Consider the following 15899-nt stretch of genomic DNA (forward strand, 5'->3'; position numbering starts at 1 on the left):
TGCGTGGGCGCGCCAGCTTCAAAGAGCCTTCCGAATGAGCAATCCGACCGCCCCTAAACTTGCCTTGGCGGATGCCATCCGCGCCCTCGCGATGGATGCCGTGCAACAAGCGAACTCCGGGCACCCGGGGGCACCCATGGGCATGGCGGAAATCGCCCAGGCCCTATGGATCGGCAACCTGCGCCACAATCCCAAGGATCCCGCCTGGGCCAACCGCGACCGCTTCGTGCTGTCCAACGGCCACGGCTCGATGCTGATCTACGCCCTGCTGCACCTGACGGGCTACGACCTGCCGATCGAAGAACTCAAGAATTTCCGCCAGTTGCATTCCAAGACGCCGGGCCACCCCGAAGTGGGCATCACCCCGGGCGTGGAAACCACCACCGGCCCGCTGGGCCAGGGCCTGGGCAATGCCGTGGGCATGGCGCTGGCCGAAGCGCTGCTGGCCGCCGAATTCAACAAGCCCGGCCACACCATTGTCGACCACCACACCTACGCCTTCACGGGCGACGGCTGCCTGATGGAAGGCATCTCGCATGAAGTGTGCTCGCTGGCCGGCACGCTCAAGCTGTCCAAGCTGGTCGTGCTGTACGACGACAACGGCATTTCCATCGACGGCCACGTCGAACACTGGTTCGCCGACGACACCGCCAAGCGCTTCGAAGGCTATGGCTGGAACGTCATCCGCGGCATCGACGGCCATGATGCCGCCGCCGTGGACGCCGCCATCAAGGCCGCCCGCGCGCAATCGGAAAAGCCCACGCTGATCGTCTGCCGCACCGTCATCGGCAAGGGGTCGCCCAACATGGCCGGCACCCACAACGTGCACGGCGCGCCGCTGGGCAAGGACGAAATCGCCGCCACCCGCGCCGCGCTGGGCTGGTCGGCCGAACCCTTCCAGATTCCGCAAGACGTCTACGACGGCTGGGACGGTCGCAAGGCCGGCGCCGCCGCGCAGGCCGAATGGCAGTCGGCGTTCGACGCCTACGCCGCCGCGTTCCCTGCTGAGGCCGCCGAGTTCACCCGCCGCATGAAGGGCGAGCTGCCCGCCGGCTACGCCGAGCAGTTCCAGGCGTTCCTGAACAGCACGCTGGAAAAGGCCGAAACCGTCGCCACCCGCAAGGCCTCGCAGTTCGCGATCACGGCCCTGGCCGCCGCGCTGCCGGAAATGCTGGGCGGCTCGGCCGACCTGACCGGCTCGAACTTCACCGACTGGAAGGGCGTGGCCGCCGTTCGCGCCGGCGACAAGGGCATCCAGTTCGGCCGTCACATCAACTACGGCGTGCGCGAATTCGGCATGGCCGCCATCATGAACGGCGTGGCCCTGCATGGCGGCTACCTGCCGTTCGGCGGCACGTTCCTGACGTTCTCGGACTATTCGCGCAACGCCATCCGCATGGCGGCGCTGATGAAGCAGCGCGTGGTGCACGTGTTCACGCACGATTCGATCGGCCTGGGCGAAGACGGCCCGACGCACCAATCGATCGAGCACGCGGCCAGCCTGCGCCTGATCCCCAACCTGTCGCTCTGGCGTCCTTGCGATACGGCCGAAACCGCCGTGGCCTGGAATGCCGCCGTGACGCGCCCGACCAGCATCGGCATGGATGTGCATGACGGCGGCCCGACGGCCCTGTTGCTGTCGCGCCAGAACCTGCCGTTCGTGCCGCGCGATGCCGCCACCGTGGGCGCCATTTCCCGCGGCGGCTACGTGCTGCGCGATGCCGAAGGCGCCCGCGCCGTCATCATCGCCACCGGCTCTGAAGTGGCCATCGCGCTGGACGCGCAGGCCCAGCTGGCCAAGGACGGCATCGCGGTGCGCGTGGTGTCCATGCCCAGCACCGACGTGTTCGACCGCCAGGACGCCGCCTGGAAGCAATCGGTGCTGCCCAAGGGCCTGCCGCGCGTGGCTGTCGAAGCCGGCGTGACCGCCTTCTGGCACAAGTACGTAGGCCTGGAAGGCGCCGTGGTCGGCATCGACCGCTACGGCGAATCCGCCCCGGCCGGCGCGCTGTTCAAGTTCTTCGGGCTGACCGCCGACAAGGTGGCCGAGACCGTCCGCCAAGTTTTGTAAAAAAGGAGCTTAGTCATGACTATTCGCGTCGCCATCAACGGTTACGGTCGCATCGGCCGCAACATCCTGCGTGCCCACTACGAAGGTGGCAAGAAGCACGATATCGAAATCGTCGCCATCAACGACTTGGGTGATCCCAAGACGAACGCCCACCTGACCCGCTACGACACCGCCCACGGCAAGTTCCCGGGCACGGTCGAGGTCGACGGCGAATTCATGGTCGTCAACGGCGACAAGATCCGCGTGCTGGCCAACCGCAACCCGGCCGAGCTGCCCTGGGGCGAGCTGAAGGTCGACGTGGTGCTGGAGTGCACGGGCTTTTTCACCACCAAGGAAAAGGCCGGCGCCCACATCAAGGGCGGCGCCAAGAAAGTCATCATTTCGGCTCCGGGCGGCAAGGACGTTGACGCCACCGTCGTGTACGGCGTGAACCACGGCGTGCTCAAGGCCACCGACACCGTCATCTCGAACGCGTCGTGCACCACCAACTGCCTGGCCCCGCTGGTCAAGCCCCTGAACGACAAGCTGGGCCTGGAAAACGGCCTGATGACGACCGTTCACGCCTACACCAACGACCAGGTCCTGACCGACGTCTACCACGAAGACCTGCGCCGCGCGCGGTCGGCCACGATGAGCATGATCCCCACCAAGACCGGCGCTGCCGCCGCCGTGGGCCTGGTGCTGCCGGAACTGAACGGCAAGCTGGACGGCTACGCCATCCGCGTTCCGACCATCAACGTGTCGCTGGTCGACCTGTCGTTCGTGGCCAGCCGCGACACGACCGCCGAAGAAGTGAACAAGATCCTGAAGGACGCTTCGGAAGGCGCGCTCAAGGGCATCCTGGACTACAACACCGAACCCCTGGTCTCGGTGGACTACAACCACAACCCGGCCTCCAGCACCGTTGACGCGTCGCTGACCAAGGTCTCGGGTCGCCTGGTCAAGGTGTCGTCCTGGTACGACAACGAATGGGGCTTCTCGAACCGCATGCTCGACACCACCGTCGCGCTGATGTCGGCCAAGTAAGCATCGCTGTCAGGCCGAAGGGGACGAACGGGTTTTCCGCCCAAGCGGAAAGCGGGTTCGTCCCCTTTGTTTGCCAACTGTAGGAAGCAAAGCATATGTCCAAGGTCAATACCCTGTCCGCGCTGGCCAAGGCCGGCGCCCTGTCCGGCAAGCGCGTGTTCATCCGCGCCGATCTGAACGTGCCGTTCGATGATGCCGGCCGCATTTCCGAAGATACCCGCATCCGCGCCTCGGTGCCCGGCATCCGCCTGGCGCTGGACGCCGGCGCCGCGGTGATGGTGACGTCCCACCTGGGCCGCCCGAAAGAAGGCGTGCTGACCGAAGCCGATTCGTTGGCGAAGGTGGGCCAGCGCCTGTCCGAGCTGCTGGGCATGCCGGTGCCGCTGGTGCAAAACTGGGTGGACGGCGTGAAGGTCGAGCCGGGCCTGGTGGTGCTGCTGGAAAACTGCCGCGTGAATGTGGGCGAGAAGAAGGACGACGAGGCGCTGTCGCGCAAGATGGCGGCGCTGTGCGATGTGTACGTGAACGATGCATTCGGCACGGCGCACCGCGCCGAGGCCACGACGCACGGCATCGCGCGTTTCGCGCCGGTGGCTTGCGCAGGTCCCCTGCTGGAAGCCGAGCTGGACGCGCTGGGCCGTGCGCTGCACGAGCCGAAGCGCCCGCTGGTGGCGATCGTGGGCGGCTCGAAGGTGTCGACGAAGCTGTCGATCCTGCAGTCGCTGGCGGACAAGGTGGACCAGCTGGTGGTGGGCGGTGGCATTGCGAATACGTTCATGCTGGCGGCCGGCCTGTCGATCGGCAAGTCGCTGGCGGAGCCGGACCAGGTGGACCAGGCGCGCGCGGTGATCGAGCTGATGAAGCAGCGCGGCGCGGATGTGCCGATTCCGGTGGACGTGGTGTGCGCGAAGTCGTTCGGGGCGGATGCCGAGGCGACGGTGAAGGCGGCCGACGCGGTGGCGGCGGACGACATGATCCTGGATATCGGGCCGCAGACGGCCGAGCAGCTGGCCGCGATCCTGAAGCAAGCCGGCACGATCGTGTGGAACGGGCCGGTGGGCGTGTTCGAGTTCGATCAGTTCGCCAATGGCACGAAGGTGGTGGCGCAGGCGATTGCCGACTCGGACGGATTCTCGATTGCGGGTGGCGGCGATACGCTGGCGGCGATTGCGAAGTACGGGATTTCGGAGCAGGTGGGCTACATCTCGACCGGGGGCGGGGCTTTCCTGGAGTTCCTGGAAGGCAAGACGTTGCCGGCGGTGGCCGTGCTGCAGGAGCGGGCCAAGTAAGCGTTTTGCTTGGTGTCTGCTGAGGAAGGCCGCTCCTTTGGGAGCGGCTTTTTTTTGGGCTTTGGCGTTCTTGGCTTGGAGCACGGGGGGCTTCGTAGGCCGCCTGGGGCGCGGGCGGTCTTGCTGTCGAGCGCCCACGATTGCGGTCCGGAGCCTTCGCTCCGGACGTCCCCTGCGTCATCTTCGTCCGCCTTCGGCTCCCTTGTATCTTGATCCCTGGGATGGTTAGCTACCATTCCACGAGAGACAGGTGAGTTTCTTTGGCTCCCTAGGGGGTGAACCCTGTTCTGTAGACTAAACCCCTGTCTCTCACCTCTGACGCCATTGCGGACACTGGACGGTAGCCTAGGGCTGATTGACCCTGCATGCACAAGGTAAGTGGGCGCAGTTGGCATACTTTCTTTGTATGAGGGGGTATGAACGATGATCTATCTGGGTATTGATGTTTCCAAGCTGAAGCTGGACTGCACGTTGTTGCTGGATCCAGAGAACGACAAGCGCAAGAGCAAGGTTGTGCCTAATAGCCGGGACGGGGTGCACGAACTGGTTCGGTGGTGCGCCAAGCATGGGGTGGCAGCCGACCAGGTTCACGCCGTGCTGGAGGCCACAGGCCCTTATCACGAGCAAGCCGCCACGGCGCTGCATGACGGCGGCATCACGGTGTCGATCGCCAACCCGGCCAACGTGCACGACTTCAGTCGGGCATTGGCGATGCGCTCCAAGACAGATGCGCTCGATAGCCTGGTGCTGGCCCGTTATGGCGTGGCGATGAGGCCTGCTGCCTGGCAGCCCCCGCCAGCACATGTGCGCGAGCTACGCGCCTTGATTACCCAGCTGGAAGCGCTGTCCAAGGATCGGCTTCGCACGATGAACCGCCAGGAGAAGATCGAGGCCAGCTCGGCCTCGGAGTTGGTGGAGCGTTCGATCAGCGACACGCTGAGTTTCTATGACAAGGAGATCGTTCGCCTTGAGAAGGCCATCGATGACCACATCGACCGGCATCCTGACCTGAAGGACGACACCAAGCTGTTGTTGACCATCCCTGGGGTCGGACCGAAGGTGGCCAGAACCATGCTCCGGGTGATGCGCACCCACCAGTTCAAGTGCGCCGAGGATCTGGCTGCGTATTTGGGCCTGGTTCCTGTGCAGCGGCAGTCAGGCACTTCACTGCGAGGACGCAGCCGCATGTCCAAGGCAGGTCCCGCTGATGTACGGGCCAAGGTGTACATGGCTGGCGTCGTTGCCTCCAAGCACAACCCTCATGTGCGGGCGCTGTATCAACGGCTACTGGCGGGGGGCAAGACCAAGATGTCGGCGCTGGGCGCTTGCATGCGCAAGGTGGTGCATCTGTGCTTCGGCGTGCTCAAGACGCGGCAACCTTACAGGCCTGATTACGCTTTTTCTACTTGACGGCCAAGACGGTATCTACGGATTCCCTCGGGCGCATCGAGGTTGCTCGACAGCAAGACCGCCCGCGCCCCAGGCTACGGGCGTCTTGGTTTGTGGCGTTGCTTGCGCCTTTACTCCATCTTCGCGCCTGACAGCTTCACGATCGCGCCGTAGCGGTCGATTTCCGTGCGCATGAATTCGCCGATGGCGGCGGGGGGGACGGCAGGGAGCGGGCCGCGCTGTTGTTCCGGGGCGGGGAGGCCCTGGGGGCGGCGGTGAGGCCGCGTTTGTTGTGAGCACGACGCTACGCAATCGGGAAGTTGATAAAAAGGGATAAATAGTTAAGGAAATCGATTCCTTTTTGGAATGATGGCGGGGGAAGGCAAGACAGGACGCGTTTGATCTGGCGACAGGTATTGGGGACGCGTCTGGTGTAGCCTTGTCGCTCACCCGCGCGCCGCGGTTTTCTTTCGGTTTTCTGCCTGCCTTGCCGCTCCATGAATCTACGATTTCTTCCTGGCCTGAATAATTTCCGGGGTATCACCCGGGAGTCCGCGGGGCGCGACGTGGCGGCCGGGCTGAGCGTGGCGGCGGTGGCGTTGCCGGTAGGGCTGGCCTACGCGGCGATGATGGGGGTGCCGCCGGTGGCGGGGTTGTGGGCGGCGATCGCGGGGATGTTGGGTTACGCGCTGTTCGGGTCGTCGCGTACGTTGATCGTGGGGCCGGACACGGCGACTTGCACGCTGATCGCGGCGACGCTGACGGGGATGGCGCTGACAACGCCAGAGGACCGGCTGGTGGCGGCGACGGGCATCGCGTTGACGGTGGGGGTGGGCTGCCTGATCGCGCGCGTGCTGCGGCTGGGCGTGCTGGCCAATCTGCTGTCGCGGCCGGTGCTGATCGGCTACATGGCGGGGGTGGCGGTGACGCTGGCGCTGTCGCAACTGAGCGGGCTGACCGGGGTGGGGCTGCGCAACAGCGGGCTGATCCACCCGTTTCTGGAGTTGTCGCGGCGCGTGTCCGAGATTCGCATTCCGACCCTGTGCCTGGGGGTGGTGTCTTGCCTGTTGCTGGTGGCCATCAAGCGCTGGCGGCCGACGTGGCCGGGGTCGATCCTGTTGGTGGTGGGGGCCTGCTTCTTGTCCTGGCTGTTCGATTTTCCCGGTCTGGGCATCGCGGTGGTGGGTGAGGTGCCGGCGGGCCTGCCGGCGCTGAGCCTGCCGGTGCGCCTGGAAGGGGTGGACGACATCCTGTTGGGCGCGGCGGGGGTGCTGGTGGTGAGTTTTTCCAGCGGCATCGTGACGGCGCGCAGTTTTGCGGCGCGCACGGGCGAGCATGTGGATCCGAACCGGGAATTGGTGGGCTTTGGCGCGGCCAATGTGATGGCGGGACTGTTCCAGGGGTTTGTGGTCACGGGCGCGGATTCGCGCACGGCGGTGGGGCTGGCGGCGGGCGGTTCTTCGCCGCTGGTGGGGGTGAGCGCGGCGGCGGCGCTGGCGGTGGTGGTGGGCTTGCTGAGCGCGCCGCTGTATTGGCTGCCCCAGGCGGTGCTGTCGGCGATTCTGCTGCTGGCGGCGGCCAGCCTGTTCGATGGGCAGGCCTTCCTGCGGCTGGCCCGCATTTCTCGCGTCGAGCTGGCCTTCGGCATCCTGGCGGCGGTGGGCGTGGTGGGCTTTGGCGTACTGCAGGGCGTGGCGGTGTCGGTGGGCGCCACGTTGCTGTACGCGATGTACGTGTCCGGCAATCCGCGCGACGCCTTGCTGGGCCGTCTGCCGGGCGAATCGGTGCTGGGCAAGATGCACTTGAATCCGCAGGCGCAGCCGGTGCCGGGCACCGTGATCTGGCTGTTCGAGTCGTCGGTGTGGTTCTTCAATGCGGACGCGTTCCGGCGGCGCGCGCGCGAGGTGATCGAGCAAGCCGGCGACGTGACGTGGTTCGTGCTGGACGCCGAGGCGATGACGCAGGCGGACGCGGATGCGATCGAGGCGCTGTATGAATTGCGGCGCGAGCTGCGCGACCGCGGCATGGTGCTGCTGGTGGCGGGGGGGCATGGCCAGTTCCGCATGGCGCTGGATCGCAGCGGCCTGGCCGACCGGATCGGCCGCGACAAGATTTTTGCCAGCCCCGAGCAGGCGGTCGAAGCCATCGAGCGTTGGCGCCAGGGGCCGGCGCCGGCCACGCTGAGCTGAAGCGTGGCTCGGGCCCGGGTTGCCCATTGGGTGGCCGGGCCGCTGCGGTCCCTACGCGGCATGGGCATGCCGAATGCCTCAATCGATGATGTGATAGCCGCCGTCGATATACAAGGTCTGCCCCGTCATCAGGCGGGCGGCGTCGGTGGCGAGCCAGGCGGTGGCCTCGCCGACGTCATCGATGGACACCAAACTGCGCGCCGGGGCCTTGGCCTGGGCGCGGTCCAGCAAGGCGTCGAATTCATGGATGCCCGAGGCGGCCCGGGTTTTGAGCGGCCCGGGGGAAATCGCATGCACGCGGATGCCCTGGGGGCCGAGCTCGGCGGCCAGGTAGCGGGTGGCCGATTCCAGCGCGGCCTTGACCGGGCCCATCATGTTGTAGTGCTCGACCACCATCTGCGAGCCGTAGTAGCTCATGCAGAACAGCGCGCCGCCGCCCGGCATCAGCGGCTCGGCCAGCTTGGCCATGCGGATGAACGACCAGCAAGACACATCCATCGCCTGCAGGAAGCCGGCGCGCGAGCAGTCGGTGACGCGCCCGTGCAGGTCGTCGCGCGGCGCGTAGGCAATGGAGTGCAGCACGAAGTCCAGGCCGCCCCACTGTTCGGTGATGCGGTCGAAGACGGCTTCGAGCTGGCCGTCCTGCAACAGGTCCAGCGGCATCAGCAGGGACGCGTCCACTTGCCGCGCCAGCGGTTCGACGTGCGGTCGCGCCTTGTCGTTCAGGTAGGTCACCGCCAGTTCCGCGCCCAGGGCGCGAAAGGCCTTGGCGCAGCCCCAGGCGATGGAATCGGCGTTGGCAATGCCGGTGACCAGGCCGCGTTTGCCGGCCAGGGGAAGCGGGGCGTTCATCGTTGTTTCACCAGGTCCAGGGTGTGCTGTGCAATGACGAGTTCTTCGTTGGTGCGCACGACGTAGACGCCGATGCGGCTGTCGTCGCTGGAAATGCGCGGGCCGTGGCGGGCGTTGCGCTCGGGGTCGAGCTTGATGCCCAGCCAGCCCCAGTGTTCGCTGATGGCCTGGCGGATCTCGGCCGAGTTCTCGCCGACCCCGGCGGTGAAGACGATGCCGTCGATGCCGTTCATGGCGCAGCCCAGCCCGATCATGCCTTCGGCCACGCGCCAGGCGAAGTACGACAGCGCCAGCTTGGCCGACGGCGCGTCGCTGGCCAGCAGCTCGCGCATGTCGTTGCTGATGCCGGACAGGCCCTTCATGCCGCAGTCGTGGTAGAGCGTGTGCTCGATCTCGTCGTGGGTCATGCCCTGTTCCATCATCCACAGCACCACGCCGGCATCCAGCCGGCCGGGGCGCGTGCCCATGGGCAGGCCTTCCAGGGCGGTGAAGCCCATGGTGCTGTCCACGCTCTTGCCCTGGTGCATGGCGCAGGCGGACACGCCCGAACCCAGGTGCGCGGCAATGATCTTGCCCATGGCGATTTCGGGCAGCGCCTGGCGCAGGCGCTGGGCAATGTATTCGTACGACAGGCCATGAAAGCCATAGCGGCGCACGCCTTGCTGGTAGAGCTTGTCGGGCAGGGCGTAGCGATCGGCGACGTCGGAATGGCTGCGGTGGAAGGCGGTGTCAAAGCACGCCACCTGAGGAATCCAGGGGCGCCGCTCGCGGATCACGCGGATGGGGGCCAGGTTGTTGGGCTGGTGCAGCGGCGCCAGGGGCGTGTAGGCGTCGAGCTGCGCCAGGATGGCATCGTCGACCAGCACCGGTTGGGACAGGTCGGGGCCGCCGTGCACCACGCGGTGGCCCACGGCCAGCGGCGCGCCGCCCAGGTGACCGCTGAGCCAGGTGCCGACCACTTCCTGGCCGTTGGGCACGTCGGGCGCATGGCTGGGCGCGATGTCGCGTTCCACCAGCGTCTGGCCGGCGGCGTCGCGCACGCGCAGGCGCGGGTGGCGGGTGCCGATGCCTTCGAGCTGGCCGCCCAGCCGCGGCGCCAGGGCCGCTTTGTCGTCGATGTCGTACAGGTAGAACTTGATGCTGGAACTGCCGGCGTTGATGACCAGGATGGTGTCGGACATGGGCAATGGCCTTTAGATGCAACGGACAAGAGGCGATGGAATCGCCGCGACGGGCAAGGTGCGACAAACGCTGCGGCAGACTTGCCGCGGCGGGCGGGGCCGCAGCCCCGCCTCGCTACGCCAGCGGACGGGCCTGCTGCTGGGCCAGATGGTGCGCGTAGATCGCGGCCACCGCGCAGGACGCCAGGCGCGAGCGCGGGCTGTCCGCGCGGCTGGTCAGGATGATGGGCACGCGCGCGCCCAGCACGATGCCGGCGGCCTCGGCGTTGGCCAGGAAGGTCAGGTTCTTGGCCAGCATGTTGCCGGCTTCCAGGTCGGGCACCACCAGTACCTGGGCCACGCCGGCCACGGGTGAGCGTATGCCCTTGATGCGGGCGGCGTCGGGGCTGATGGCGTTGTCCAGCGCCAGCGGGCCGTCCAGCACGCCGCCTGCGATCTGGCCGCGGTCGGCCATTTTGCACAGCGCGGCGGCCTCGATGGTGCTGGGAATGCTGGGGGTGACCTGTTCCACCGCCGACAGGATCGCCACGCGCGGCTCGCCCAGCCCCAGCCCATGGTGCAGGTCGATCACGTTGCGGATGATGTCGGCCTTGGTTTCCAGGTCGGGGAAGATGTTGATGGCGGCATCCGTGATGAACAGCGGCTCGGCATAGGTGGGCACTTCCATGATGAACACATGGCTGATGCGCCGTCCGCTGCGCAGGCCCGTGGTGCGCGCCACCACTTCGTGCATCAGCTCATCGGTGTGCAGGCTGCCCTTCATGAGCAGCGAGGCTTCGCCGCTGCGCACCAGGGCGACGGCGGTCTCGGCCGCGGCGTGGCTGTGCGGCACGTCGACGATGCGGGCGTCGCCCAGGTTCAGCTTGAACTGCGCGGCGGTGTCGCGGATCTTGTGCTCCGGGCCCACCAGGATGGGCCGCAACAGGCCCAGGTCGCGCGCTTCCAGCGCGGCCGACAGCGACGGCTCGTCGCAGGGGTGGGCAATGGCGCACAGCGCGGGGTCCAGCGTTTGCGCGCGGGCGATGAGCTTGTCGTAATGCGTGGAGGTGGGCAGACTCATTCGGATTCGACGTGGGCGGGTTGACGGGCGCTCGCGGTCTTGGTCGCGGCGGCTTGCTTGGCAGCGGCTTTCTTCGCGGCGGGCTTGCGGGCCGCGGCTTTCCTGGGCGCGGCCTTGGCATCAGGGCGGGGGGTGGCGGCCTTGGCGGCAGGCTTGGCCGCGGGCGCCGCAGCCTTGGCGGCCTTGACCGGCGCGCGCCGGGTCTTGGCGGGCTGGGCGGCGGCCGGGGCCTCTTGCCGGGCGGCCGCGATGCGGGGGCGCTTGCGCGCCGCGGGCGGCGCCAGGCGCTGGGCCGCGCGTTCAGCCGTCAGGAAGATCTGTTCCATCTCGGCCAGGCTCTGGCGCGCGGCCGGGCTCATCGGCTCGGCCGCTTCCAGCACGTGCTTCATCGAATCCAGCGCCTCGCGAATGGCGTCGGGCGGCGAGCTTTCCAGCAGGTGCGGCATGGTCTGCAAGACCGCGGCGGAATCCAGCCGCATCATCATCGCCTGGTCGCGCACGATGTCCTTGAATTCCTGCAGCGTCATGCTGTTGCCGGCTTCGGCGCGCATCTTGCGGATCAGCGCGAAGCTGCGTTCGTCCAGCCCGCCTTCTGCCCCCGCCACGTACAGCAGCATGCGGATGGCGGCCACGCGCAGGCCGCCTTCCTGCAGCAGCGAACGCAGCTCGGCGGCGCGTTCTTCCATGAAGCGGCGGTGTTCCGGCGACACGCCGGGGTGGCGGCGCGGCAGGCCGTCCTTGCCGCCCAGGCCGGCCAGGTCTTGCACCAGCGGCGAACCATAGACGCTCATGAAGGTGCGCTCGTCGGCCGAATCGCGCAGTTCCTGGAAGATGTTCAGGCCGGTCTCGATCAGGTTCGAGAACATTTCCTGGGCGATCAGGAACGGATTGGCGGGCGAGACCGGCTGGCGGTGTTCTAGTACCTGCTCGGCCACCTTTGCGATGGGGGCGATGAGCGGATTGCGGTCGGACACCAGTTCGTAGGGCAGGCGCAGCGGATGCAGGCGCTGGCTCCATTCGGCCGATTGCGGCGTGACCGCGGCGCGCACCCAGGGCTGCACGAAGCTGCGGTACATGCCCAGGTTGATGTCCGAGATGCGGGCAACGGCCTTGAAGCGGCGGTCGTCGTCTTCCTTGCGGTCGACGATGGCGCGCACGTCATCCATCTTGCGCTGCTCGAACGACAGCACGTAGTTGCCGTAGGCCAGGTCGGCGTTGGGCGTGTCCGGCGTCTTGTCGGTGATTTCCGCCTGGTAGATGCCGGGCGGCAGCACATCGATCATGTCGATGTTCGAGGTGAATTCCTGGTGTTCTTTGCGCGCGACGCTGCCCGACACGAAGATGCCCAGGTGGCCGATGCTTTCATGGACGGCGTAGACGATGGTCTGGTCGTGCGCCAGCACTTCGGCGTCGTCCTGGTACAGGTCGGGGATCCAGCCCAGGGCCTGCGGCGGCGGCGTGATGTTGTCGCCCTTGGAGCAGAACACCACGATGGGCGAACGGATGTTGCGCAGGTCGATGCGGATGCCGTCCGAGGTCACCAGGCCCGAGGACGACAGGCGGTTGCCGACGAACAGGTTGTCGACGATGTACTGGATTTCCGGCCCGTTCAAAAAGACGTGGCCGCCCCACCATTTTTCGAAGCTCAGGTAGCGCCCGGCCTCGGTGTCGACCTTGGAATACAGGTTGTACTGCTTGGACCACAGCGTGTTGGCGGGATTCAGGTTTTCGAAGTTCTGCACCAGCCAGGCGCCATCGAAGGTGCCGTTGCCCAGGTCGCTGGTCAGGGCGGTAAGCCAGCTGCCGCCCAGCAGGCCGCCGGCGTAGCGCATCGGGTTCATGCCGCGCCAGCCCGCCCAGTACGACAGCGGCGCCCCGGCGATGATGATGGGCCCGAACAGCTCCGGGCGCACCGCGGCGGTCATCATGATCTGCCAGCCGGCCTGGCAGTTGGCCACCACCACCGGCTTGCCTTCGGCGTCCGGATGCAGGGCGATGATCTTTTCCAGGAAGTGGGCTTCGGCCGCCATCACGTCTTCGACGGTCTGGGTAGGCATGGGCCGGGGCAGGAAGGTGGCGAAGTAGCAGGGGTGGCCGGCGCGTACCGCCACGCCGATCTCGCTTTCGGGCTTGAAGCCGCCGATGCCGGGGCCGTGCCCGGCGCGGGGGTCCACCACCAGGAAGGGGCGCTTGATGGGGTCGACCACCACGCCTTCGGGCGGCTTGATGCGCAGCAGGCCGTAATTGACTGGCCGGTCCAGTTCGCGGCCGTCCAGCACCAGTTCGTATTCCATGCTGAGCACGTTGGGGGCCCGCTTGGCCATGTGCTCGTGATATTGGTTGCCGCGCTGGCGCATCACGTCGGCATAGAGCACGGCGCGCTGCCAGGCGTCCACGGCGTATTCATAGGCGGCCGTCCAGGGATTGAAGGACGGGGCGGGGACGCGATCGTTGCCGGATTCGGCCATGGCGATCTCCTGTAGGGATGCTGCCGGCGGCAACGTTGCCGCCGGGCGGGTTCCCAGTGGAACCAGCTGACTTGACCCCCCCATTACACCTGATTGAATGTTGCATCGCAACATGGGTGGGATTGATGCAGGTCAAACACGGGCGGACTATCCGTCCCTCTGGGTGTTCCGCCCCCCGGGCGACGCGTCAGGGTGCGTCGTGGCAGACGGCCTCGATGCGGTTGCCCGACGGGTCCAGCAGAAACGCGGCGTAGTAATGCGGATGGTAGTGCGGCCGCAGGCCGGGCGCGCCGTCGTCGCGGCCGCCATGGGCCAGCCCGGCAGCGTGAAAGGCGTCCACCACCGCGCGGCTGGCGGCCTTGAAGCACCAATGGCGGCGGGTGCCGGCCAGCGGTTCGGCGGCATCGCCCAGGATGGAAATGTAGGTGTGCCCGGCATCGCCGGGCCGGCAGCGTTCGCCGTAGCCCAGGGCATCGGGGCGGTCGTAGACCTTGGCCGCGCCCAGCGCCTGCATGACCGCATCGTAGAAGGGCCGGGCGGCGTCCAGCCCGGCGACGGTCAGGGAGACGTGATCCAGCAATTGCATGGCGGCTGCGGCAGGTGGGCTAGCTGCGGGCTGCCGCGTTGTGCTCGAGCCATTTGCGCACCGACGGGCGCTGCCATTGCGCTTGGGCATAGTCGCGCAGCGGATCGGGCAGGCCGTCCAGCCACAGGCGCCGCAGCGCCACCGCCAGGTCGACGTCGGCAATGCACCAGCCGTCGAACAGGGTCGACTGGCCGGCGCCGATCAGGGCGCTCGCGACGTGGATCAGCTTGGCCGCCGCCGCGTGGCCGGCGTCGGACAGGGGCTGGCCGGGCTGGTCGTAGAACACGGTTTCGGTGGGGCGTTCCTGGCGCAGGGCGGCCAGGTCGCTGCGCAGCCAGGCCTGCAACTGCCGGGCACGGGCACGGTCGCGCGCATCGGCCGGATACAGCGCCGTACAGGCCGGCGCCGGGTGCAGGTCTTCCAGGTATTCCGTGATGGCGGTGGATTCGGTCAGGTTGAAATCGCCATGCGTCAGCGCCGGCACGCGTGCGGTCAGGGCGCGGCACTGGTAGGGCTGCATGCGTTGCTCACCCGCGTCCAGGTCGATCAGGCGCACTTCGAAGGGCAGTTGTTTTTCAGCCAGCGCCACATAGGCCGACATGGCGTAGGGGCTGAGGAACTGGGAATCGACGAACAGCGTAAACGGGGCGCCCAAGTGCTTCTCCGGTGTGGCGGTGATGAGGGGTTACGTAGGAGGGGTCGTAGGATGAAGCGTAACGCAACTGAAATTCAGCGTGTCGCGCGGGCGCGTCAGTCGACGATGAAGAGCCTGGCGCCGGTCGCCGTGGACGAGCGGTGCGGCTCGGCCTGGTCGGCCACCTGGTAGCTCATGCCGGGCGTCAACACGAAGCGGCGGCCGTCTTCCAGCTCGGTGTGCAGTTCGCCTTCCAGGCAGAACAGGATGTGGCCCTTGCTGCACCAGTGGTCGGCCAGGTAGCCGGCGGTGTATTCGACCATGCGCACGCGTATGTCGCCGAACTGGCGGGTGCGCCAGTAGGCCATGCCGGTATCGCCGGGGTGTTCGGTCGCCTCGACGGCGGACCAGTCGGTGGTGCCGAAGGGGATGTTGCTCATCTTCATGGGATGTCCTTTGCCAGGGGGGGGCGCCGCGGCGGCGCCCGGTAGGGGAATCGTGGGCGGCTCAGGCGGCCAGCTTCTTTTGCCAGAACATGGCGCGGCCGGTGTCTTCGTCCAGCGAATAGCCTTCAAAGCCCAGCTTGCGGTACAGGCCCTGTGCGACGTCGTTGCCTTCCAGCACTTCCAGCGTGATCTTGCAGCAGCCCATCTGGCGGGCGCGGGTTTCCAGCGCGGCCAGCAACTGCTTGCCCACGCCCAGGCCCTGGAAGCGCGGCGAAACGGCCAGATCATGCAGGTTCACCAGCGGACGGCAGGCGAACGTGGAAAAGCCCTCCAGGTAGATCGCCACGCCAGCCGCCTGGCCGTCGACCCGGGCCAGCAGTGCGTGCGCGGTGGGGCGGCGGGCCAGTTCGCCGATCAGGTTCTGACGAGCGTAGTCGGGCAAGGGCGAATTGCCGCCCATGGGGCCGCTGGCGTATTCGTTGAGCATGGCCAGCACTTGCTCGCCGTGTTCCGGGTGGTTGAAGTCGACGTCGATGATTTCCAGCACGATCGGTTCCTGTTCGTTGGTGGCGGCCTGGCGCAACGGGCGCGGGGCCGCCGGCCCGGTCTGCGCGACCGGACCGCAGCCTGCAATTATGCGCGAAGCGGCAAACTTGGTGAATCGCATTGAAAAATCGGCCGCCAGCCCCTATCTTCTTTGTATTCAGG

The 15899-nt window shown here is 67.1% G+C and carries 13 protein-coding genes; 5 read left to right on the plus strand and 8 right to left on the minus strand.

Translation table 11 applies throughout. The features are described 5' to 3' along the window. Positions 1-34: 34 nt before the first annotated feature. The 5 genes from tkt to AC6LJ2_RS13640 all read left to right on the plus strand — a co-directional run bounded on the left by tkt (position 35) and on the right by AC6LJ2_RS13640 (position 7964). Complete coding sequence (tkt, locus tag AC6LJ2_RS13620) at positions 35-2071, plus strand: transketolase (RefSeq protein ID WP_263911344.1); 2037 nt, start codon at positions 35-37, stop codon at positions 2069-2071. 15 nt (positions 2072-2086) lie between these two features. Beyond that, positions 2087-3097: a type I glyceraldehyde-3-phosphate dehydrogenase gene (gene gap, locus AC6LJ2_RS13625; RefSeq protein WP_025137344.1), complete on the plus strand. Its 1011-nt coding sequence runs from the start codon at positions 2087-2089 to the stop codon at positions 3095-3097. Between the two features lie 95 nt (positions 3098-3192). Then, positions 3193-4386 (plus strand): phosphoglycerate kinase, encoded by a 1194-nt coding sequence (locus tag AC6LJ2_RS13630; protein ID WP_175194123.1) that lies wholly within the window; start codon positions 3193-3195, stop codon positions 4384-4386. Positions 4387-4809: 423 nt separating this feature from the next. Continuing rightward, positions 4810-5796, plus strand: a complete 987-nt coding sequence (locus AC6LJ2_RS13635) for an IS110 family RNA-guided transposase (RefSeq protein ID WP_498151562.1) — start codon at positions 4810-4812, stop codon at positions 5794-5796. A gap of 476 nt (positions 5797-6272) precedes the next feature. Next, entirely contained in the window at positions 6273-7964 is a 1692-nt protein-coding gene (locus tag AC6LJ2_RS13640) for a SulP family inorganic anion transporter (RefSeq protein WP_445657292.1), read from the plus strand. A gap of 78 nt (positions 7965-8042) precedes the next feature. Here AC6LJ2_RS13640 and fabI read toward each other — a convergent pair whose 3' ends face one another. The 8 genes from fabI to AC6LJ2_RS13680 all read right to left on the minus strand — a co-directional run bounded on the left by fabI (position 8043) and on the right by AC6LJ2_RS13680 (position 15738). Continuing rightward, the gene (gene fabI / locus AC6LJ2_RS13645; protein ID WP_263911348.1) at positions 8043-8816 is read right to left on the minus strand and encodes an enoyl-ACP reductase FabI; all 774 of its coding nucleotides are present in this window, start codon (positions 8814-8816) and stop codon (positions 8043-8045) included. Further along, the gene (locus AC6LJ2_RS13650; RefSeq protein WP_263911349.1) at positions 8813-9997 is read right to left on the minus strand and encodes an acetate/propionate family kinase; all 1185 of its coding nucleotides are present in this window, start codon (positions 9995-9997) and stop codon (positions 8813-8815) included. Before AC6LJ2_RS13650 ends, fabI begins: the two co-directional genes overlap by 4 nt. 115 nt (positions 9998-10112) lie before the next feature. After that, positions 10113-11057, minus strand: coding sequence for a phosphate acetyltransferase (locus AC6LJ2_RS13655; protein WP_263911351.1), 945 nt, complete (start codon positions 11055-11057; stop codon positions 10113-10115). After that, positions 11054-13525, minus strand: coding sequence for a DUF3141 domain-containing protein (locus tag AC6LJ2_RS13660; RefSeq protein ID WP_498151563.1), 2472 nt, complete (start codon positions 13523-13525; stop codon positions 11054-11056). The genes AC6LJ2_RS13655 and AC6LJ2_RS13660 overlap by 4 nt, the downstream gene beginning before the upstream one ends. A 187-nt stretch (positions 13526-13712) precedes the next feature. After that, a complete protein-coding gene (locus tag AC6LJ2_RS13665; RefSeq protein WP_498151564.1) occupies positions 13713-14111 on the minus strand; it encodes a VOC family protein in 399 nt (132 codons plus the stop codon). A gap of 19 nt (positions 14112-14130) precedes the next feature. Beyond that, positions 14131-14766, minus strand: a complete 636-nt coding sequence (gene yfcF / locus AC6LJ2_RS13670) for a glutathione transferase (RefSeq protein ID WP_498151565.1) — start codon at positions 14764-14766, stop codon at positions 14131-14133. A gap of 95 nt (positions 14767-14861) precedes the next feature. Continuing rightward, positions 14862-15191: a DHCW motif cupin fold protein gene (locus AC6LJ2_RS13675; RefSeq protein WP_263911358.1), complete on the minus strand. Its 330-nt coding sequence runs from the start codon at positions 15189-15191 to the stop codon at positions 14862-14864. Positions 15192-15252: 61 nt separating this feature from the next. After that, entirely contained in the window at positions 15253-15738 is a 486-nt protein-coding gene (locus AC6LJ2_RS13680) for a GNAT family N-acetyltransferase (protein WP_263911607.1), read from the minus strand. Positions 15739-15899: the final 161 nt, after the last annotated feature.

This window comes from Achromobacter sp. 1014246743 (genome assembly GCF_059760725.1).